At 32.3% G+C, this 20,095-nt stretch carries 20 protein-coding genes; 8 read left to right on the top strand and 12 right to left on the bottom strand.

The features are described 5' to 3' along the window. Positions 1–2: 2 nt before the first annotated feature. The 3 genes from DFQ06_RS16030 to DFQ06_RS16040 are packed head-to-tail and all read right to left on the bottom strand — an operon-like array spanning position 3 to position 5,231. Positions 3–3,176, bottom strand: a complete 3,174-nt coding sequence (locus DFQ06_RS16030; protein ID WP_133968858.1) for a coiled-coil domain-containing protein — start codon at positions 3,174–3,176, stop codon at positions 3–5. Beyond that, a complete protein-coding gene (locus DFQ06_RS16035) occupies positions 3,169–3,858 on the bottom strand; it encodes a chromosome partition protein MukE (RefSeq protein ID WP_133968860.1) in 690 nt (229 codons plus the stop codon). Before DFQ06_RS16035 ends, DFQ06_RS16030 begins: the two co-directional genes overlap by 8 nt. Beyond that, the gene (locus tag DFQ06_RS16040) at positions 3,828–5,231 is read right to left on the bottom strand and encodes a hypothetical protein (RefSeq protein ID WP_133968862.1); all 1,404 of its coding nucleotides are present in this window, start codon (positions 5,229–5,231) and stop codon (positions 3,828–3,830) included. The genes DFQ06_RS16035 and DFQ06_RS16040 overlap by 31 nt, the downstream gene beginning before the upstream one ends. Before the next feature lie 656 nt (positions 5,232–5,887). On the opposite strand from DFQ06_RS16040, the gene DFQ06_RS16045 reads away from it, so the two are divergent. The 7 genes from DFQ06_RS16045 (at position 5,888) to DFQ06_RS16075 (ending at position 11,761) form a co-directional block, all read left to right on the top strand. Next, complete coding sequence (locus DFQ06_RS16045; RefSeq protein ID WP_133968864.1) at positions 5,888–6,241, top strand: single-stranded DNA-binding protein; 354 nt, start codon at positions 5,888–5,890, stop codon at positions 6,239–6,241. A gap of 77 nt (positions 6,242–6,318) precedes the next feature. Beyond that, positions 6,319–6,699: a DUF6876 family protein gene (locus tag DFQ06_RS16050; RefSeq protein ID WP_133968866.1), complete on the top strand. Its 381-nt coding sequence runs from the start codon at positions 6,319–6,321 to the stop codon at positions 6,697–6,699. 10 nt (positions 6,700–6,709) lie between these two features. After that, positions 6,710–6,907 carry a hypothetical protein gene (locus DFQ06_RS16055; RefSeq protein ID WP_133968868.1) on the top strand — a complete coding sequence of 66 codons (198 nt, stop codon included), beginning with the start codon at positions 6,710–6,712 and terminating at the stop codon, positions 6,905–6,907. Positions 6,908–7,296: 389 nt separating this feature from the next. Continuing rightward, a complete protein-coding gene (locus tag DFQ06_RS16060; RefSeq protein WP_133968869.1) occupies positions 7,297–7,689 on the top strand; it encodes a BfmA/BtgA family mobilization protein in 393 nt (130 codons plus the stop codon). A 4-nt stretch (positions 7,690–7,693) separates the two neighbouring features. Further along, positions 7,694–8,722, top strand: coding sequence for a MobB family relaxase (gene mobB, locus DFQ06_RS16065; protein ID WP_133968872.1), 1,029 nt, complete (start codon positions 7,694–7,696; stop codon positions 8,720–8,722). Position 8,723: 1 nt separating this feature from the next. Further along, entirely contained in the window at positions 8,724–10,319 is a 1,596-nt protein-coding gene (locus DFQ06_RS16070) for a type IV secretory system conjugative DNA transfer family protein (protein ID WP_133968874.1), read from the top strand. Positions 10,320–10,375: 56 nt separating this feature from the next. Continuing rightward, positions 10,376–11,761 carry an RNA-binding domain-containing protein gene (locus tag DFQ06_RS16075; protein WP_133968876.1) on the top strand — a complete coding sequence of 462 codons (1,386 nt, stop codon included), beginning with the start codon at positions 10,376–10,378 and terminating at the stop codon, positions 11,759–11,761. Between the two features lie 16 nt (positions 11,762–11,777). On the opposite strand, the gene DFQ06_RS16080 is transcribed toward DFQ06_RS16075, so the two are convergent. Genes DFQ06_RS16080 through DFQ06_RS16120 form a run of 9 tightly spaced genes read right to left on the bottom strand, consistent with a single transcriptional unit; the run spans position 11,778 to position 19,030 of the window. After that, positions 11,778–12,143, bottom strand: coding sequence for a hypothetical protein (locus DFQ06_RS16080; RefSeq protein WP_133968878.1), 366 nt, complete (start codon positions 12,141–12,143; stop codon positions 11,778–11,780). Positions 12,144–12,150: 7 nt separating this feature from the next. Then, positions 12,151–12,984 carry a DUF4138 domain-containing protein gene (locus DFQ06_RS16085; RefSeq protein ID WP_133968880.1) on the bottom strand — a complete coding sequence of 278 codons (834 nt, stop codon included), beginning with the start codon at positions 12,982–12,984 and terminating at the stop codon, positions 12,151–12,153. Between the two features lie 31 nt (positions 12,985–13,015). Continuing rightward, the gene (traM, locus tag DFQ06_RS16090) at positions 13,016–13,945 is read right to left on the bottom strand and encodes a conjugative transposon protein TraM (protein ID WP_133968883.1); all 930 of its coding nucleotides are present in this window, start codon (positions 13,943–13,945) and stop codon (positions 13,016–13,018) included. Between the two features lie 22 nt (positions 13,946–13,967). Then, positions 13,968–14,585: a conjugal transfer protein TraK gene (locus DFQ06_RS16095; RefSeq protein ID WP_133968885.1), complete on the bottom strand. Its 618-nt coding sequence runs from the start codon at positions 14,583–14,585 to the stop codon at positions 13,968–13,970. Positions 14,586–14,596: 11 nt separating this feature from the next. Further along, positions 14,597–15,439, bottom strand: a complete 843-nt coding sequence (locus tag DFQ06_RS16100; RefSeq protein ID WP_133968887.1) for a hypothetical protein — start codon at positions 15,437–15,439, stop codon at positions 14,597–14,599. A 2-nt stretch (positions 15,440–15,441) separates the two neighbouring features. Beyond that, on the bottom strand, positions 15,442–16,029 hold the full coding sequence (locus tag DFQ06_RS16105; RefSeq protein WP_133968888.1) for a conjugal transfer protein: 588 nt from the start codon (positions 16,027–16,029) through the stop codon (positions 15,442–15,444). Positions 16,030–16,034: 5 nt separating this feature from the next. Next, entirely contained in the window at positions 16,035–18,437 is a 2,403-nt protein-coding gene (locus DFQ06_RS16110; RefSeq protein ID WP_133968890.1) for a TraG family conjugative transposon ATPase, read from the bottom strand. Further along, positions 18,424–18,708, bottom strand: coding sequence for a hypothetical protein (locus tag DFQ06_RS16115; protein ID WP_133968892.1), 285 nt, complete (start codon positions 18,706–18,708; stop codon positions 18,424–18,426). The genes DFQ06_RS16110 and DFQ06_RS16115 overlap by 14 nt, the downstream gene beginning before the upstream one ends. Before the next feature lie 34 nt (positions 18,709–18,742). After that, a complete protein-coding gene (locus DFQ06_RS16120; protein ID WP_042506640.1) occupies positions 18,743–19,030 on the bottom strand; it encodes a hypothetical protein in 288 nt (95 codons plus the stop codon). A gap of 198 nt (positions 19,031–19,228) precedes the next feature. Here DFQ06_RS16120 and DFQ06_RS16125 point away from each other — a divergent pair, with 198 nt between their 5' ends. Beyond that, positions 19,229–19,882, top strand: coding sequence for an N-acetylmuramoyl-L-alanine amidase family protein (locus DFQ06_RS16125; protein ID WP_133968894.1), 654 nt, complete (start codon positions 19,229–19,231; stop codon positions 19,880–19,882). Positions 19,883–20,095: the final 213 nt, after the last annotated feature.

Genomic DNA, 20,095 nt, shown 5'->3' on the forward strand with positions numbered 1-20,095 from the left:
TTTTAATTTGATTGTGCTTTTAGATACGTTTCTAAATCTTCCCTGCCTTCATTGGTTTTAAAATAACTATTAGGAATAGGGTAGTTAATGTTTTTATCGCCAGCACCTTCTATTAAATGATGCAAATACCAACCTTGTTCGGTGTCTGAGCCAAATGGTCGTGGTGTCATTGTAAGTATCTGATAGCCGAATTCTTCAGCAATATTTGGGAAAGTGCTAAAATTCAAATTATCTAAATTTGAAACCTCTTCTAAAATAAGGAATCGAAGTCCTTGTAAATCAGCATTTAAAACTACGGACAACCTACCTATACCTAGCAGTACAATCGCTGCATAACTTTCGCCAGTACTACCACCAGATTTTTCATTATCAAACTCATCAGTAAATTTTGTCCTTAACTCAAAATACGTCTTCGGGTCAAGCAAATTAGAAAATTTTATTTTTTGATTAAAACTGGTTGTTTTCATGAAAAAATTCTCGACAAAACTTTCTACAGATTCACCAAAAGGAAGTTCACCTGCACTATGCACCTGTTGGGATGTGGCTTGTAAATCATTAATCCAGTTAATATCAAAATCTGATGGCTTGTTAAATTCCAATTGAAAATAATATTTACCACTAATTTTCTTTCCTTTAAAAAATTTATTCAATGCTTTTATAGTTTCATGGTATGCATCAAACTTTCCTTTGGTTTGCTTAAAAATATTTAGCATTGTTTCGTGGATGGCACCAAACATTCTAAATCTACTACTATTGAGTTGTTTAAGCTCTTCAGAAATATTAGTTGAATGTTTTATTTTTGGACCTAAAAGGACGCGCTCTAGTATTTCAAAGTTATATGTTACTTGTGTAATTTGTTCGTTAATTTCAGGGTCGTTCTTAATTTGTTCAAATGAACTTATAATTGCTTTATAGTCACCTATATAATTGGTTTTATTAGATTGAAATTCAGTATATAAAGGATTTCTTTCAATACCTATATATTCTACTTTATCCATATTCTTGATGTCTAAATCTGGAAAATATGTGGAAAAGTCTGTTTCAATCTTTTTTCGTTGATTTTCTAAATCTGTAAGTGATTTTTCTAAATCTAAAGGTTGGTTTTTGAGTGATGGTAAAAATCGTAACTTTTCTTCCAATTTAGATTTATCAGAACTATATTGAGAAGATAAGTTTCGCTCTTTTGTATCAATAGATTTTAACTCTTCTTTAAGTTTTTCTAGTTGATTAGCAAGGTTCTTTTTTTCAATAGGAATATTGATTTTTAGCTCTATTTTTTTTAATAGCTTGTTCTCATTAGAAATTTGAGTATTTAAGCTCTGTTTTTTAACTTCAAGATTTTGAATTAAACCTAATGAAAGTTTTAAATCCGCTAGCTTAGAAAAATCATTTAGCCTTTGGTCTAGTTTTAATTCAATTTGTATTGATTTAGGTTCGAATTTTTGGCCTCTATTATAGGCTTCAATATGTGAAAGTTCTTTGTCGATTGCACTAACTTGATTGTTCAGTTTTGTTGTTTTATTAGAAAGTGCTTTCCCCAGTTTATCTTTATCTTTAAATAATTGTTTGTCTTTTGTTGATGATACAAACTCTTTTATGCCGCCCATACTAAACCAGTAGCCATCATTTTCAGAATCATTTTCAATAAATTTTTCATCCATAAATGCTAAACTTTCAACATACTTAATGCCGGCGATTATTTCTTTTGGTTTCTTCCAATGAACACCTTTTAAGATTGCAAGCAGAATTGCCTCTTGACTTTCAGTTAATGTTTTCTGTTGCGATAAAAGTTCAGCAAAAAGAGAGTTTTTCTTATTTTTAGAAAGAAGATTAAGCAATTCGCGAATGTCTGCTTTATTTGATTTGAGTGAACTTTTACGATTATCAAGTATCTCTTTTTGGGATTCAATGGTGTACTCGATGCTTTCAAGAGAACCATAATCTTCAAAAACAGTTGTAAAATGAGATATTCTACGTTTTATTTCCGAAATTTCATAAGTTTCGATATTCTCAATAGAGATTTTTGCCTCATTTTCAATCGCAGGCAGCTTAATACATTCTAATTCATTCACCTTAGATTTTAATGCTTCTATTTTAGCGAAAATGTCGCTGTATTCTTTTAAGTGCTTTATGGTTTTATCAAGATTATCATGTTCTTTTTTAGCTTTTAGAGCTGCTTTTTTAACTTTTGGGTTATCAGTTTGTAATGATTTAATTAGTTTATTTTCTTCTAATAGTTGTGTGTTTATATCTTTTAATGATTGATTCTTTTTTAAAATTTCATTTTCAGTATGCGTGAATTCTACTAAAAGGTGTTCCTTAAATGAATTGAGGTAGAGGCTGTTTAAAGAACTTAAATTGGTAAGACGTTCTTGTTTATTTTCTATATCGGCAATTAATTCTTCAAGGTCTTTGTAATCATTAATGAGTTTTTCTAAGTCTGCTTTATGTTTTTCATATTCAGATTTAAGGTTGTCTGTTTTATCTTCAAAAAGAAAGCTCTTTAAGCTATCGTCACTATCTGTGTCTAAGGTTTTTGCTTTTGAGAACGACTGTATGACTTTCGCAAAAGCGTCAAGATTAGATTCTATAGAAAGGTCGATTGGTAATACTCTATTTTCAAATAGGAAAGTGTAAAGTTCATTTTTTTGATTCTTATCTGAAAAGCTTCTTAAATATATTTGCTTTTCATCCCTTAGTTTAATGGCAAGTGTCTCTATTGGTGGGATACTATTATCATGAATAAAATCCTTAAAAAATGGTATGTTGTTTTTAGCAATGCTTAAATCACTTAATTCATTATTATCATTTATACCATGAGCTTTATTAAGAATCCAAAATGATTTGAGAGGTCTGCTTTTTTTATTGGGTATATTAACGCCTAAAGTGATAAAGCTATCTTTTTCTATTTCAATATTAATAAAAATATAAGCGTCTGAAGTTTTATAAGGAAGTGTGTGAAGTAATCGCGTATTGTTCTTGAAGCTTTCAGTACCAAACGCTATTTTTTTCTTATCTGAGATAAAAAGAATTTGAAAAAGGTCGGCGATAAGTGATTTTCCTATTCCGTTCTTTCCTGTGAAATCTGTCCTAATAGGGTGTAATAAATAATCTTGGTTAAAATGCATTATGATTCCAACTGTAGAAAAAGAATATATTCGTGGGTATTTAATCATTTGTTTGTAATAAGTAGTTCTCTATAAATTCATCAATGTGGGTTATTTCTTTTTCATATAATTTTTGAAAACGATAAATAGGTTCTTTTAGCTTAAAGTGTATGTCTTCACCCTCGTCTTTAGTCATAGATTCTACCCATCCTAATTTTTCAAAATCTCGTATAGTATTTTTAATATTGGTAATCACACGCTTCCATTCGTTGGGCGAATATTCATCTCTTATTTCTTTAAACCATAGTTTTTTGAAATGCTTATTGTTTTCACCAGATAAAATTTCCTTTTTAATATCTGGAAATGTTATTTCCTTAATATTTTCAAAGTACCTGTCATAATACATATTTAATAGCATTATGCCCATTACGGTCTGTAAGCTGGATAATTCTTTATGTCTTCTCGTTGAGCTTAAAGCACCCTTTGAATCTTCTGTAAAATCGAGAAAATAGAATGTAATATCGTCTTTATAGTCTCTTTCTAACTCTAAACCATAGAAATTAGCATAGTAATACTTTAGTTCTTCAAAATATTTTTTTAATAACTGGTAGAGATAATAATTTGAGTCCTTTTGTATGTGTCTGCCACTTAAAAGTTCTATGTTAAGGTTTGCAAATTTTTCTTTAACATCATTATTTTCTAAAAACTTAAAAGGATGTTCTAAAGAATTTGGTTTATTTTCATGTTCCATACTAATATTTTTTGTTCAGAATATGCCTCTGGCAAATCCTTTGTAATTTCTATTTGATATCTGGGATTGCTGTTTGCAAATTGGAAAAGGTCAAAACCAACGCTTAAAGCTATTTCACTATCATTTTCACGTTCTAGAATTTTATAGAAATGCTCTGTGAAATTCAGTTCTTTTTTCTCTTCGAGAATACTTTTATACTCTCTAAGTAATTTTGCAGCACTCTCTTGCCTAAAAAGGTCTTTTTCTACCTTTTCTCTTTCAGACCTTGCATATTCATTGTCGTAATGAGCTGGTAGTATTTCGTTTCTCTGAATTCCATACGTGTGGTAATAAGGTACTTCTATAAATTTAAATCTCTCAATAGGTATTGATTTTATTGGAAAGGATTTAGGTAAAGTGATAATGTGTTTATTGGAATACGAAGCTTGCTCTAATGTGAATTTCAATAATTTCTTTAAATTTATTCTTATCCTTGATTGGTTTCTAAAGCTATTTTGAAGATTTGTTAATTGGTTATTAGCATATAATGACTTATCCATCAATTGCTTTAATCGATAATCTACATCATAGAAAAAATCAGTTACTTCTGTTTTTATATGCAAAGCCTTTTTGTAGTCATCGTTTAGTTTTTCAAATTTTTCTCGTTCTGCACTATTTTCAGGATGCTTAAACTCATCTATTTCTTTATAGAAAAAATCAACGACTTTTTCAATTTCAATATTTAGAGTGTTTCCTAAACGAAGAGTATATTTTATTTCCTCTGACTTTAGCCCAATTTCATCAAAGATTAATGTAAATTCTTTTGTAATGGTCAAAAGGTCTTCTGATTCATTTTTCAATAAATCATTAAGTCGGCTTATGGATGAATTGACAACATCCTTTAAAGCTTCAAGGTGGTCAATAATGGTTTGTTTACTATTATTATGAAATTGTAAATCATACCATAATTCAAAATCAGCTATAGTTTCAATTTCCGAAGATTTAAAATCTGCATATTTCTGAAACGTTTTCTTAAGTGGAAAATGTTTAAGTGGACTATGAAGTTTTTTATGGATTAAATCGATAAATTTTTTCGCATAGTTGGTAAGCGCAAATTTCAATTCTTCATTTGGTGGTCTTTCAATATAAAAATGAAGTAAATTTCTAACAATTTTTTCTGTTTGAGGTATAGAGCCAACTTCTATTTTAGCACTTTCATTAATGCACTTCTCAATGTCAAAATAAGTAAAGTATTTAGAAACCTTACCTGCTTTAATCCTTGAATCTAAGATATAGATTACCATACCTTCTTCTTTAGTAAGAACAAGATGGTCATACAATTGATTTATATCTAATATTTCGGACTCGATTTTAATTGGATTTAAGTGAATCACCTAATTTAAAAATAAAGATTACTCTTACCTAGAAAGAACAGTAATATTTGACAACATTTTGTTTACCTAAGTCATTCAGCACATTTCCTTCCATTCCGTAAAAACTACATTCCAGAAAAAGAGCTTCATTATAATAAGTCTTGGACATAATCCACACTTTTGACTTTTCATTCCGTTAACCCTTTCCGCTGCTCTGGAAAGGAACTCTTCATTCCCAAGTAAAAAGCGTGAATCAAGTCCGCTAAATAAGGGGAAATATATTTGCATTTTGTTCCACTTCCTATGATTTTGTATTTCACAAAGACTTTAGAATCACTTCCGTAATCCAACACCGTCATACCTTTTTTTGACAGCAAAATAACAACATTCAGCTTTGAACGACAGCATAACCAGGCTCGTGCCTCACTCTTTTTATATGTCTAAACAAAGCTTAATATCGAAAGCACTAAGCAACAAAAAGAAGGTAACAGCGTCGGCTCTATGGGAAGTAAATCTAAAATGAATCTTATGAAATCTTACAAAATCAATAAAAAGGAAGCGGAACAAAAGTTAAAAAAACAAAAAAAGGAAAACGCTCTGGATATAATAAGTAAATCAATAACAAAGCCTTTCTGAATAGTTCAGTTAGGCAATATTAATCTTTAAATTTTTTAATTATGAGTACTCTAAAAAACAAAGTACAGTTAATTGGCAACGTAGGAAACGAGCCAGATATCACAAACCTTGAAAGCGGAAAGAAAGTTGCAAAATTTTCAATCGCAACCAATGAATCTTACAAAGATTCTAAGGGAGAAAAAGTGACAAACACCCAATGGCACAATATTGTAGCATGGGGAAAAATTGCCGAAATCGTAGAAAAATATGTAGGCAAAGGAAAAGAAGTAGCACTAGAAGGAAAATTAACCTCACGCTCTTATGAAACCAAAGAGGGAGAAAAAAGATACGTTACCGAAGTGGTCGTAGATGAAATCTTGCTTTTAGGAATTAAAGGCGAAAACGCTGCTGAATAATTGAAAATTAAAAGAGAGCGTTCCTATCCAAAAGATGCGCTCTCTTTTTCATTATTAACTTATAAAAAGAAAAAACAATGAATGATAAAGTTAACAAAATAAAAGCCGATTTGCAACATTTTTGTGGTACAGAAATGTTCTTTAAGATTCCATTAACTGGAACTCGTTTTACTGACGGATTGAAATATTTAGCCAACGAAGCGGAGTGCTTTTGGTTGATTACAGATGTATCAGTAATTGCAAAAAGTTTATCAAATAGAAGTTCTTTTATTACTATTGATTTTAAGCGGCTTTCTGAAAAAGAACAGTTTGAAAAACAATGTGAAGCCATCATTAATTATAGTGATGGAAATGATAAAATTTTTGAAACGCACAGATATAATGTAACCGATTTTCCTTTGGATGAATTGCGATTATTTTTTGTAGATAATACGCTAATGCTTCCAAGCGAATATTAAAATATGCGTTATGGTATATCTCAATTATACAAACCTCGATAACGAAACCCAAGAACGTTTGGTTTCGGTTTCCAAAAAAGATGTTGAACATAAATTTGGAAATGATTTGAAACACTACGCCGAAGAACATCATATTGAATATGATACCCTTTTGGAAGAAGAAGCTCTAAGGAATTTATATTCTTATGACTATGTTTTTAATATTTAAAATCGAATTATTAACCCAGGACCTTTAATTATTTAGAGGTCTTTTTTTTGTGCTACCATTTAGTAATCTGCAACAAAAAGAGCCATTCCTTAAAGATACTTTTAAACTTCAAGAATAACACTCTTAAAAAATCGAATTACAATTAGCAATCGTTAAAAAGCCATTACATTTTTGGATGTAATGGTATTTTTTTTGTCCAGCGAGCTGGACGAAAAGGAATAGCAAGAGGGTAACACGCTAGCGCGATGTTTCGATTTTTAGTTTTTTCAAAACCCTAGTAAAATCAACACCTTTCGGCGATTGATTGTTTTGGTTTTAGAATTTGTAACATGGTTTTTCACGGAAAAAAGCTGTCAGCCCAATAAAAACAACAAATTTTTCACGGAAAAATGGATAAAGGATATGAAAAAGAGCGGTTTGAAAGCCTAAGTATTAAAACTTCGGTGGCTAAAAAATTTAATAGCTTCTGTAAAAAAATGTCACTTTCAAAATCTATGACACTTTTATTAATGCTTGACTTTTTTGAGGATAACGGCATTTCGCCAAATGAAACTTTAGGACCTAATATGCAAACATTGGAGAGTGAAATTAAGAAGCGAATCAATGCGGTAATCGCAATCATAAAAGACATCGAAAAGAACCATGACAAACCTACAACTGCGATGTTAGAATCCTTGTTTATGGGATTAGAACCCAAACCAAAAAAGCTGATTTTAGCAAAAGAAATCAAAGACACAAAAGTTCAGTTTGTCGAAAAAAAAGATTCAAATAACCAATTATAAAATTATGTACATCACAATTACAGCTCAAAAATTAGGAGGCGGTTATTCGCAAAGTTCTGCGGATTTTGCTGAGTATCTGGAGAAGGAAAATCAAGGTTTGGAGCAAGAAGATGTGGAGCATTTTTTTAATCAATATGGGGATGAAATTGAAGCCAAAGAAGTGGTAAAAGAAATCGATGGCAATACCGCAAAACTGAAAAAGAAAGAACCGAAATTTTATTCAATTACAGTTAGTCCTAGTAAATATGAATTGAGAAAATTGCAAAATAATTCTGAGGATTTAAAAAAATATACAAGAGCCATAATGAACGATTATGCAACGTCATTCAATCGTGAAATTAATGGTAAGCCGATAACCGTTGACGACATAAAGTATTTTGCAAAAATTGAGCATCAAAGAACATTTAAAGGCACAGATAAACAGGTAAAGGAAAACCAACCTTATGCCTCAAAAATACTTCAGCTTAAAACTGATATTCGAAAAATAGAAAACCATCAATTAGATGGAAATGTAAAGAAAATGAAATCTCAAATAATCAAACTCGAAGCTGAAGCACCACACCAACAAAATGGAAAACGGATTGTTCAAGGGATGAAAAAATCGGGTAATCAAAGTCATATTCATATTATCGTGAGCCGAAAGGATGCATCAAATTCTGTGAGTTTATCGCCAGGATCTAAACACAAAGCTTCACAAGTTGAGATGCATGGTAAAATTGTAAAACGAGGGTTTGACAGAGATTCATTTTTCACAAAAGCCGAAAGCACTTTTGACAAAACATTTGGCTATAAACGCAACTATGCTGAATCCTATAAATCGAAAAAAGATTTCATTAAGAATCCAAAGTTATACTTCACAACATTGTTAGGATTGCCAGGAAGTGAAAAAGCGATAGCATTTAAAATGCTTTCAAAATCTGGAGTACCTATTATGAGTATTCCAACAAATCAAGTGCAGTTAGCACTAAAAACAATTAGGACTTTAAAGCGTGGTGTGGATGTGGCGATTAAATCTGGTTCAATAGGCATATAACATGGAAATACAAGGAGTCACATTTACTATTGGATTATTATTTGGAATGAGCTTGGTGTTCTCTAGTCTTTTCAAAATGATTCGATATGCTTTTTTTATAAATCTAATTTTGACTGTAATTTGTTTAGGTCTACTTTTCAGAATGAGCCCATATGTTATGCAATGGGTTATACAGTTACTTTATATTGGTTGTCCGCTTTTACTTATCAATACGGTTCTATATGTATTTCTTCACAAGGAAAATGAAATTTTAGATTCTAATGATAAGCACCAAGTTCATTTTAAAGTAAAGCGTGGAAATTTCAAAATAAACAACATTAAACGAGGCGCTTCAATAATTGGTTCTGCAGGAAGCGGAAAAACCGAAAGCGTCGTTTTTAATTTTCTTCAGCATTTTAGTAAACACAAATTTTCTGGTGTGATTCACGATTACAAGAATTTTGAAATCACAGAAATGGCATTTCCTTTATTTGAAAACAATGAGATTGATTTCAAAGTGATTTCTTTCGATAATATTCATGACCGAGTAAATCCAATTGCACCAAGATATATGACCAATGAAGAAAGCGTAAATGAAGTCGCAAGAGTACTTATAGAAAACTTATTAGAGCAAAGAGAGTCCGGAAGTATAGGAACAACAAAATTTTTTAATGATGCAGCTGAAGGTTTAATTGGTGGTTTGATTTGGATGCTGAGAACGTCATACCCACACCTTTGTACGTTGCCACATTTAATTGCCATTTATCAATTTCTGGACACAGACAGTCTAATTGCTTTTTTGAGTTTAAATACAACATCGAGAGCAATGGCTGATGCTTTTATTAGTGGTAAGGATTCTGATAGACAAACCGCTGGAGTAAAAAGCACTTTGGCCAATGCGCTCAAAAAAATAAGTACGCAACGTATTTTTATGACCTTATCCGCAGATGATGTGCCGTTAGATATAAATAGCCAGGAGAAACCTTTAGCGATTTCAGTAGTCAATAATCCGAAATATGAAACTGCCTATTCGCCAATTATTGCGACTATTATTCATACCATTACGAAGCAAATGAGTGTGAGAAATTCAAATGCTTCATTTCTCTTAATGGAAGAAGCGCCGACGATTAGATTATTGAATATGCACCGAATTCCAGCTACATTGCGTAGTTATGATATTGCTACGATTTACGTGATGCAAGACAAAATTCAAAATGATATGATGTATGGCGATAAGGCGAGTAAAGCGATTCTAAGTAATTTATCGTATCAATTCTTTGGAAAAGTAAACGATCCAGACACAGCGAAATATTACGAACGCTTTTTTGAAATCGTAAAGAAAGAAACTACAAGCGTAAACAGAGGGCATAATCTAAATTTTGATACACGAATTACAACAGGAGAGCGTGAAGTCGCTAAAATTAGAGCTGATGTGTTTTTTAGATTGAAAGAAGGCGAGTTTATTACGTTCGCAGATGGAAAGGACAGGAAAGTACAATTTAAACTTCAAAAAATTGAAAAGCGATTACCAACTAAACGACAAGACTATTCTGATGCCGACTTACAAGCTAATTTTGATAAGGTTTATGAAGAAGCTAAATCTATATTCAAAAATTAATATCAGTATCTTTATAGCGTAATTAGTTAGAAATTATTAAGACCATTTCATTTTTCATGACCGAAACCAATCGCATAGAATACAAACAAGAACTTACCGAAGGATTAGAAAAAGAAGTCATTGCTTTTCTGAATTATCGAGAAGGTGGCATTATCTATATAGGTATCGATAAAACTGGAAACACCTATGGTTTGACAGATTCTGATAGTGACCAATTAAAGATAAAGGATCGGTTGAAAAATAATGTTAAACCATCAGCATTAGGCTTGTTTGATATTGTTTCTGAAGAACGCGAGGGCAAGGATATTATAAAAATCATTGTTGCTAGTGGACCAGAAAAACCATATCATATAAGAAAATATGGTATGAGTGAAAAGGGTTGCTTTATCCGTATTGGAACTGCTGCAGAACCTATGCCTCAAAAAATGATTGATACTCTGTTTTCTAAACGTACTCGAAATTCCATAAGTAAAATTAAAGCAGCTACCCAAGACTTAACGTTTAGCCAACTGAAAATATATTATGAAGAATCTGGCTATAAATTAGGTAACACATTTGCTAAAAATTTGGAACTACTTACAGAAGATGGCGCATATAATTATGCAGCTTATCTTTTAGCAGATAAGAATAATACGTCTATTAAAGTCGCTAAATATTCAGGCACAAATCGAACAGATTTAATAGAAAGCAATGAGTATGGTAACGAGTGTTTGGCGAAGGCAACTAAACAAGTCATCGATAAAATTGCTGTAGAAAACAGAACAGCTACAAAAATCACTTCAAAGGAGCGGAAACAAAGCCATCTTTGGAATCCTATTGCTTTGCGTGAAGCTATTATTAATGCTTTTGTGCATAATGATTATACCAATGAAGTGCCACCCAAGTTTGAGGTTTTTTCAGATAGAATTGAAATCACATCTGCTGGAGGTTTGCCTGAAGGGTTGAGTCAACAAGAATTTTTTGAAGGATTTTCAGTCCCTCGTAACAAAGAACTGATGCGCATATTTAAAGACCTGGACTTAGTAGAACAACTTGGTTCTGGTATTCCTCGTATTTTAGAACACTATGGTAAAGAGAGTTTTAATTTTTCTGAAAACTTTCTTAGAATGACCTTTTTTACTAAAGAACTTACTACTAAAGTAGATAAAGAAGAAGGTGGTCAAATAGGTGGTCTAGAAGGTGGTCTAATAGGTGGTCAAGTAAGTGGTGTAATAGATAAAGAAGTAAATAAAGAAATAGATGCTTTAGAAGAATTAACTCTTAGACAAAAAGAAATTCTTAAAATGATAGCATCTAATATTAGAATAAGTCGTTCTGGTATTGCAGAAGTTCTACATATTAATGAATCTGCTATTCAAAAGCACCTTAGTAACCTCAAGGAAAGAGGCTACTTAGAACGCATTGATGGTACTAGAGGTTATTGGAAAATAAAGTTGAAATAAAAATAATGAAAGTCGTTTACAAAGGCGCTTTTTCCTTAGGATCTCTTACAGTCACTTTCCACACACCATCTTGCTTTACCAATTTAAAAATGCCTGGTGTTTTATCATAAGAGGTTGAGTATTTTATCCAAGCAACATCGCCTTCAGTCACTTCATCAATAAGTTTAAAATTTGATTCCGAACCTTTAGGTTTGGCAAATATTTTTTGAAGGTTGGAAAATGTGGCAAAACCTTCAGGTGTTGTATGCTTTTTAAGCGTGGCTTCTTTACCTTGATAGAAGCTTTCTGCAACGATTTCTGCTACCGATGCAGGATCTGAATTCGTTGTTCCAGCACAAGAAATAAATAAGGCTACAAGTGAGCAAATGGCTATTCTTTTCATAATATTATTAATTTGGGTTATTGATATATTTATGTGATATTTTCATTTCAATATTTCGTTCGCCATCTTTTTCGTTTAATTCTAAAACTACCCTTCGGTCATTGGATAGAGAAAATTTCGGCATGACATATATGAATCTTACCGTTTCATTTACCACAATTTTAGAGGGTAGATGATGTTTGAAAATAGGCTCTATGTACAAGCGTTGTAAAGATTTTCTTTCCCCCTTTTGTCGTGTTTCAACGGAAAGGTTCAAGAAATTCAAATCATAATCCAAAGTAGAATTATTCCTAATTTGAATAACGAAGTAGAGCTCTTCTTTATCAAAAACAATATTTTCAAGCCTCATGATAACACTATTATTTCGTCTTATATATCTTCCAAGATATTGTCTTCTATCAAGAAGATAAGAGCAGAATTTTTGGTAATAATATGTGCTATTATCAATGCTTTTTTCAAAAGTTTCAGACTGAATCGAATCTTTAATTTTTGGTTTTTCATTCCCGATGCTACTTGTCATCGGGATAAAATAATTAAGCTTTGAAAGCTGCGCTTTATACCTTACAATATACGAAAAAATCGAACCATTTCTATTGATTACTAGTAGGTTACTTTCTTTTCCTTGTTTGGCTTGTAGTAAGCCGAAATATTGTTCTTTTTCACGATTGTAGGTAAATACAAAATTTTCTGAACCTGTTATGCCTTGACGAATAGGCTCAGGAAAAAAGAGTGCCACGTTTTTTGTGTCGTTTGCATAAATAGTATCAAGAGGGTTTGTTGTTTGCGCATTCATAGAAGCGGAAACAATAATTAGAGTTAAAATGCTGATATACTTTTTCATAAGAGTGCGTTTTTAAATGTCCATTATGGACTTATAATTTTGGTTTTAGAATAAGTTTGTAATTGTTCAATACAGTAACCTTTACATTTCGATTACTACGTCTAAATACTTTTGTGATTCCACCTATTTGGGGAACAGTTGGGATGTTGATATCGCCTATAACATCGTCAAGAACTTCACTCGTCGCTTCAGCTCTAAAGTTGTTTTCCACATAAATACCTTCGCTACCATCTTGTAAATCGAATGCTTTGAGTTTTGTGGGATGATGATTGATATTTTCAATTTCAATTAATGCGCGATTAGGCTGAAAGCTTATGAACCCAAATAAAAATGTGTTCTTGGGCATTTGTTTACCGTTGATTGTTGCAGCTTCAGTAAGCCGCATTCTTAGTCTAGTATTCGCCTTTACAATTTGGTCGCCATCAACAACCACGTAAATAGTTGCATCTGTGTTTTCGATAATTGAAAGTTCATTGGGTTTGGGGGCAGCAGCAAAAAACAATTGATGTTCCAGCCCCAATTCTTTAGCTTCAATTTTAAGTTCTCTAAGTATATCTGAAGAATCAATTTCTACGGGTTGCTTGTGCTCAATTTTCTTTTGTCCGAAGTTTTGATATTTTTTATTAGAATATTGAATTTTGCCTGCATTATAAATGCTATCTACAATACGTTTCCTTTCACGTTCTGGAAGATCTGGATCGTAGTAGCCTAAGGAATCAATTAATTTTTCATCATAGATACTAGGGGCATTGTTTTCACGCACTTCTTTTAAATCATTAAGAGCGTCCAATTTAGAATCATACTCTTTTTGATTTTCTTCCAAATCTGGTATTAAGGTCTGTTCAAGGTTGTCATTCTCGCTTTCATCGTCGCCCATTACCATCACGGAATAGGAAATCAGGAATATGAAAACAATAGCCAATACTGCTATAAATACTATTTTGTTCTTTTCTACTTTCATAAGAGTGATATTTAAATGCCCATTATGGGCTTTCGTTGTTTAGTTTTTTTAAAGTGTTTTCGAAATAATTTGTAATTAAAAGTCCGTGTGGATTGTTGGGGAAATTTCGGTCAACCATAATTAAGTTTCCTGTGGAAACCAATTCATATGTGTCGATTATAGAACCTCTATTGATTTCAAAAATGGTCGTTGTAGTAAAACCATATGAGCCATTATTTTCTGTTATCTGAGAATCGGTACTCAGTACTTTTTGCACTAATGAATATTGCAATAATCGATTATAGACACCATCAGCTTTTTTCTGGCGATATAGATTATCCACGGAACTATTACCTAACCAAAGCGCCTTTTTTAGATTCTTTTCATAATTGCTTGCATCGATATTATAGAAGTAATTGTGAAACAGTTCTAAATGTGCTAAAGCTTCAACTTTAAAATTTTCTTTTTGGTTAACGAGCTTCAGCGGAATAATACTGCCATCTGTATTAATGGCGAAAGCACTATTCATTGCGTTTTTATTCGTATTAAATGCCATCCAAACTGAAAAAGTACTAGATAGCAATGCACAAACGACTACTGCTAAAACGATAAATCGATTCAATTTTAGAACGTTGTATATATTTTTATAAGGTGTTTTCATTGTGAGTTGAATTAGCTGGTAAACAATCTAAGAGTAAAAGATGTAGCACGTTTGTATAACTTAAATTTCAGGAATACGATAAAGCCCACCGAACCTAATTGAACAACTGGCGCAAAGAATCCCTGGCCAAAATCGGTGCCAAATAAGTTGGTCCAGAAATTGGTGTTAATTTCAGTATAGATGGCGTTGACAAATACATTGACTAGAAAAAATGCGGGCACTAACATATAGACAGCAGCATACAGTTTGAAAAATGTGTAGGCAAGAGAACGGAATTTTTCAAATACAGCCAGACTTATAACCAATGGAAAAAACGCTTGCATAATTCCTAAAAGAAAGAAGCGTTCTGCTAAAAATAGAGGATAGATAAACAGGTCAAGAATCCACAAGATTGTACTGAGCATAAAAGCTAATATCTTGAATCCATAAAGAGGTGTGACTAAAGCTTCATAAAGCAAAGTCATTGCCATACTCGCAGCATCCAAAAGACCAACTTCTTCTTCAAGTGGTAAATCCTGTAATTGCAATGGTAATAACGCAGGTGCAGTCCCTCTATATTGTCCTTCAATGGCAACTAAAATGCCATCGAAAAACCCTAACACCTGCGTTGAAAAAATAACCAATAACACTACAGCAAAATTCTTTGCTAGTTCGCCAGGACTTAATCCCCAAGAATAACCATCTTTATCCGCAATACCTTCATTATATTTCTTTAGGATATTGACTAGAAAAAACAACACAGCAAGCGTTTTCATTCCTGCAATGGTGTATTGCGAAAAGCTACTGTTTTGTATGGTTTGAAATACCGTATCGATATATTCTAGCCCAATTCCTAAGATGATGGTTGCGGTCATATTTAATAGTTTGTTTCGCGATTATTGACTTTATCCTGCATTTTTCTGAAGGAAATAATGTCTTTGTAACGTTTCGTTTTCGTAGTAATGTTAGAAACCATTTTTTTAGATTCCAGTTCCATCATTTTAAGAACTTCCGCCCGTTCAGCATCGGTCATTTTGAGATTATCACTCGATAGTATTTCATCAATAAAATCTACCATATCCAAAGAGTTCTGCACTACGGCATCAAAGGATTCCGCAACTCGTGTAACTTCCTCGGGTTTTATATAAGGCGATTTCAAAATATCTTGTAAATCATTTTGCATGACTTGAATAAGACGTTGATTGTTTTTTGCAATTTCTTCTACCGCTCTAAGTTGTTGTACGACACTAGATACTTTTTCTATGGCTTCTTTTGCATCCTTCAAGAATTTCACAGACTTTATCATTTGAGCTGTCTGTTTACCAGATTCTACAAGTTGTTTTACTAAACTGATAAAATTGGTATTGTCATAAGTGGGCATTCCTTGGGCGGTAGCACCGCCAGGCAATAAAAGGGCAACACTAAAGATTAACCCAACTGCTAATGTTTTGATTTTTGTTTTCATTGTTTTTATGTTTTAGATGTGAATTCTTTTATAGCCAATTCCATATTTTGGCTTTTTTCATAAATGGCCATTATGTCTTCGTTTTCTTGTCCATCGGTCAAATATGCTGCATACACTTCTTTAGGAACTTCGAGTCTAAAAATGTTGCTTTCCTTTCCGATTTTGATAAACATTTCGGTGTACTTCCGTAGACCAGAAAGATTGTTTTTAATGGATTTTAATTGGTTTAAATCATGGCTAGAGAGGTTGAGTCTTTTAACCAGTTCTTCATAACCTTTTTCATTATTCAGACTGTAAATGACTTGGGTATTCTCTAAGATGCTAGCTGATGTTGAATTATTTGGTAGCTGATTGATGGATTGCAGAATTATACCAATTGCGCCATTTTGTTTCCGGATGGCTTGATAATAGAATTCTACGCTTTCAAGTACGTTTTCAAACTTCAGTTGTTTGGCAAACTCATCGAATAAGATGATGCCTTTTTCAGCTCTGTTTTTCCAAATAGTTCTTTGGATAGCAGATTTAATCAACTTCAACATTACGGACAAAATTTCCTTGTTGTCTTTTACTTCGTCTAGTTCAAAAACAATCAATCTTTTATCCTCAATTTTATAGGTCTGGTCTTTGCTAACTTCGAATAGAAAACTATATAGACCATCGCCAACATACTCAGACATGACGTGTAAAAAACTTGTAACATTAAAGTAGTCGGGATGGATTTTTAAGGTGCTCAGAAGATCTTCCTGGTTCCTTTCTATAAAATTGTAATAGTCTTCCAAAGAATGATTTTCTGAAGTACTGTTATAATAATGACGCAGTATCTTTTTAACGGAAACCGATTGTGCTTTGGTTACTTTTAAATCTGAAGCAAACAATTCAAAAAGAAATACTGATAAATCCTCTAACCGTTCAGGTGTCAAATCTATTACGTCACTAATGTAAAAGGGATTGATACCTAAGTTTTTTCCGCTTTCGTATCGTAAAACGGTATATTTTTCAGGATAGAGCTTGGCGAATTTAGTATAAGAACCACCCAAATCAATAATAACTAAGCGAACACCTCTTTCAAAATATTGACGCAGAATATTATTCGCTAAAAATGATTTGCCTTCGCCTGTGGGCGCAAAAACGGCAAAATTTCTAGCTTTGATTCGCTTCTTTTTTTCATCCCAAACATCTTTTAATACAGGAATGTTATGTTCTCTATCATTAAAGATAATGCCTGTTTTATCCGATTTGTAGTTGGTGTTATTTATGAATAAACAAAGCGCATGTTTTAAATCCGTTACGTATAAATCATTGTTAGAGAAATTGGAAGAAAAGCAACAGTAACTGTTCAGTATATAATTTTTGCGCTCTTCGCCTCTTGGATAGTAAGGGGTGATATCCAATTCTTTGAATTCGGTTTTAATTTTAGAAGTTATTTTATCCAGCTCTTTAACATCTTTAGACCAATAAATTATATTGAGATGACCACGTATAATTCGCGAATTGTCATCTGCATTGATTTGATCTAGAATGTGCTGAATTTTACCAAGAACAACCTTATTCTGTGAACCAAAATTGGAACTCTTATTAAGTTCCTCTATTTTCTTATCCAGTAGCTTGCGCCACTTCTGTTTGTCATCCAAATAAAGAATCTGGTTAACAATATGATTTTCATTAAGTGTAAGTCCTATGCCATCAATAAATCCTTGATGAAACACAAAATCATCCGAAGTGAATTTCTCATTGGTTTTACTACTTTGTACGCTTTCGCCAAAACAAAGTTCGCTGTTGATGGCAAGCGCATCAAAATGGTTTTCGCCAATATTGACGCTTTTCTTTTCTAATAAAATATCGGTATCAAATCCTTCATTGAAACCATTGAAATAACTACTAGTTAATTGCTGAATGTCTTCTGCATTTAGTGGAAGGAATTCTATTTTTCTACTATTATTTATAAAGGAAACAGAATCGTTTACAGAATTAACGAAGCTCTTAATGTTATCATCCAATTCTTGTACAATGCCTTTTGAAATTTTTCTGAAGGGATTGACGTATTTCGGATTGTTAAGTGCTTTGTTCTTGGTTAAAATGAAGAACAAATAACATTTATGCTCTATGTGTCCACGACCTTTAAAATGGGCGTGGGTGGCTTTTTCTAAAAAGGTGGTGTTTGGAAGTTTTTCTGAAGAATAAGATTTTTTAAGGTAGATATCTTGTTTGTGAACAACAGTTCCAATAGGTAACGATTTTAAAGCTTGAAACCATGCACCATGCATATCCTCAAAATCCTTTTCGGATAAGGAATAAATTTCTGGCAGATTACCTTCATAGCATAAAACCACATTGCCATTATTGGCAAATACGATATTATCTTGAATATCTACAATGGGTTGATATGCTGAAAGATTAATCTTGTTCATAATCGAAGCCTGAATTTCTTTTGTTACTTATAATTCTTGGAAAAGCTTTTGCCATCTGAAAAAGCTGCGGATTGTTTGTTATGCGCGTCAAGGCAACATATAGAGCTGCATTGAAAATCAGAATGCCAATTATCAACCCAAAGCTGAAAGAGAAAATGATGATTAATAATGATGCGAGAACTGAAACCATCATTAAAGCAAATAGGGAAATGGGCAATCCAAAAATGACTGCCCGTTTTCTAATGTTTTTATATACTTCGTATTTCTTCATACAGCTATTCTAATAAAGCCCTCAATGAGGGTCATTATACTACGATAGTTATTAAGTAAGTGAAGATGCCTACCACAGCACCAGCTATGAGAACAAATACTAAAACACGAGTAATACCTTTTTTAAGGTCTGCGTTTTCGCCAAAGAAATGACCAGCGTTGAACAGGAATCCAACAAGAAAGATGACACCTAGAATGATTGGGAAAATGGTTCTAATGGTATCTGAAACATCGTTTACAGAATCTTCAATACCGCCAATTTGTGCGAAGCCTGAAGCTGATGTTAGCAAGAATGTGAGTAAGACAAAAATTGATTTTTTCATAACGAATAGATTTTAAATTTTTAATATCTGTGCAGTACGTCATACTTCGCCGTCTGCTAAGACTTTTGTGAAATCTATTATGAAATTCAATTGAAGGAAGAAAATCTCTAAATTTTAACGCTAATTGGTGTTAATATTTTGAAGATTATTAAGGAAGTGGTTGATTTTTTGAATATTGTGTAATCTAAAACGATTATTATGAACACATTAAATCAAATTGCATTCTTACTATTTTGTGTAGTATTTTTTAATCCTACTTATGCACAAAATGGTAAAGACCAAGTAAGGAATCCTATTGTAGTAATAGATCCTGGACATGGCGGAAAAGATGCTGGTGCATCAACCAGAAATGGTATAAAGGAAAAAGATATTGCTTTGGGTATTGCTTCTAAAATAGTGGTGCTCAATAATAAGCTAGTTGAGAATCCTTTAATGTTATTTCTAACAAGATATACTGACACATTAATATCTTTAGGGGATAGAACACAACTATCCAAAAAACTAAAAGCTAATATGTTTATTTCGATACATTGCAATCAAGCTATAAATAGAACAGCATCAGGAACGGAAGTTTTCATTCATCCTAAAAGCGAAGAGCAAGCAGAAGAATCTGCCTATTTAGGATTTACCATACAAAAAGGATTAGCTGATATACTTGGCATTAAAAAACGTGGATTGAAATATGGAAACTTCCAAGTGCTTCGAGATAGTTCTAACAGTAGTGCAAGTATTCTTTTAGAACTTGGGTTTTTATCTCAAACCGACGAGGCAATATATCTATCTAAAGAAGAGTCTCAAAGCGCTGTTGCTTTGGTTATACTTCAATCGATTATTGAATTTTTAGGATTATGAGTGAGTTATATTTAGAGTTTGTAAAGAGTATCAAGGAAATATTGATAGCTATATATCGTGATGTTTTAAAGAAGAAAGAGGATTATTAATCCAGAACCATATTATTTTAAATTATTTTATCAAATTCGGCATATCTTAACTATGTAGAATAATGATTATTATCTATATTAGGTTTTTAAGAAAAAATGTATATCTGATTAATTTAAAAATTAT

Source organism: Algibacter lectus (genome assembly GCF_004368925.1).
In the GTDB taxonomy this organism is placed as follows: domain Bacteria; phylum Bacteroidota; class Bacteroidia; order Flavobacteriales; family Flavobacteriaceae; genus Algibacter; species Algibacter lectus.

Coding starts and splice junctions, on each gene's coding strand:
- DFQ06_RS16035 (WP_133968860.1), bottom strand. CDS start 3,858: ATGGAACATGAAAATAAACCAAATTCTTTAGAACATCCTTTTAAGTTT.
- mobB (WP_133968872.1), top strand. CDS start 7,694: ATGTACATCACAATTACAGCTCAAAAATTAGGAGGCGGTTATTCGCAA.
- DFQ06_RS16075 (WP_133968876.1), top strand. CDS start 10,376: ATGACCGAAACCAATCGCATAGAATACAAACAAGAACTTACCGAAGGA.
- DFQ06_RS16060 (WP_133968869.1), top strand. CDS start 7,297: ATGGATAAAGGATATGAAAAAGAGCGGTTTGAAAGCCTAAGTATTAAA.
- DFQ06_RS16125 (WP_133968894.1), top strand. CDS start 19,229: ATGAACACATTAAATCAAATTGCATTCTTACTATTTTGTGTAGTATTT.
- DFQ06_RS16110 (WP_133968890.1), bottom strand. CDS start 18,437: ATGAACAAGATTAATCTTTCAGCATATCAACCCATTGTAGATATTCAA.
- DFQ06_RS16115 (WP_133968892.1), bottom strand. CDS start 18,708: ATGAAGAAATACGAAGTATATAAAAACATTAGAAAACGGGCAGTCATT.
- DFQ06_RS16085 (WP_133968880.1), bottom strand. CDS start 12,984: ATGAAAAAGTATATCAGCATTTTAACTCTAATTATTGTTTCCGCTTCT.
- DFQ06_RS16100 (WP_133968887.1), bottom strand. CDS start 15,439: ATGACCGCAACCATCATCTTAGGAATTGGGCTAGAATATATCGATACG.
- DFQ06_RS16105 (WP_133968888.1), bottom strand. CDS start 16,029: ATGAAAACAAAAATCAAAACATTAGCAGTTGGGTTAATCTTTAGTGTT.
- DFQ06_RS16080 (WP_133968878.1), bottom strand. CDS start 12,143: ATGAAAAGAATAGCCATTTGCTCACTTGTAGCCTTATTTATTTCTTGT.
- DFQ06_RS16095 (WP_133968885.1), bottom strand. CDS start 14,585: ATGAAAACACCTTATAAAAATATATACAACGTTCTAAAATTGAATCGA.
- DFQ06_RS16120 (WP_042506640.1), bottom strand. CDS start 19,030: ATGAAAAAATCAATTTTTGTCTTACTCACATTCTTGCTAACATCAGCT.
- DFQ06_RS16045 (WP_133968864.1), top strand. CDS start 5,888: ATGAGTACTCTAAAAAACAAAGTACAGTTAATTGGCAACGTAGGAAAC.
- DFQ06_RS16050 (WP_133968866.1), top strand. CDS start 6,319: ATGAATGATAAAGTTAACAAAATAAAAGCCGATTTGCAACATTTTTGT.
- DFQ06_RS16055 (WP_133968868.1), top strand. CDS start 6,710: ATGGTATATCTCAATTATACAAACCTCGATAACGAAACCCAAGAACGT.
- DFQ06_RS16070 (WP_133968874.1), top strand. CDS start 8,724: ATGGAAATACAAGGAGTCACATTTACTATTGGATTATTATTTGGAATG.
- traM (WP_133968883.1), bottom strand. CDS start 13,945: ATGAAAGTAGAAAAGAACAAAATAGTATTTATAGCAGTATTGGCTATT.
- DFQ06_RS16030 (WP_133968858.1), bottom strand. CDS start 3,176: ATGATTAAATACCCACGAATATATTCTTTTTCTACAGTTGGAATCATA.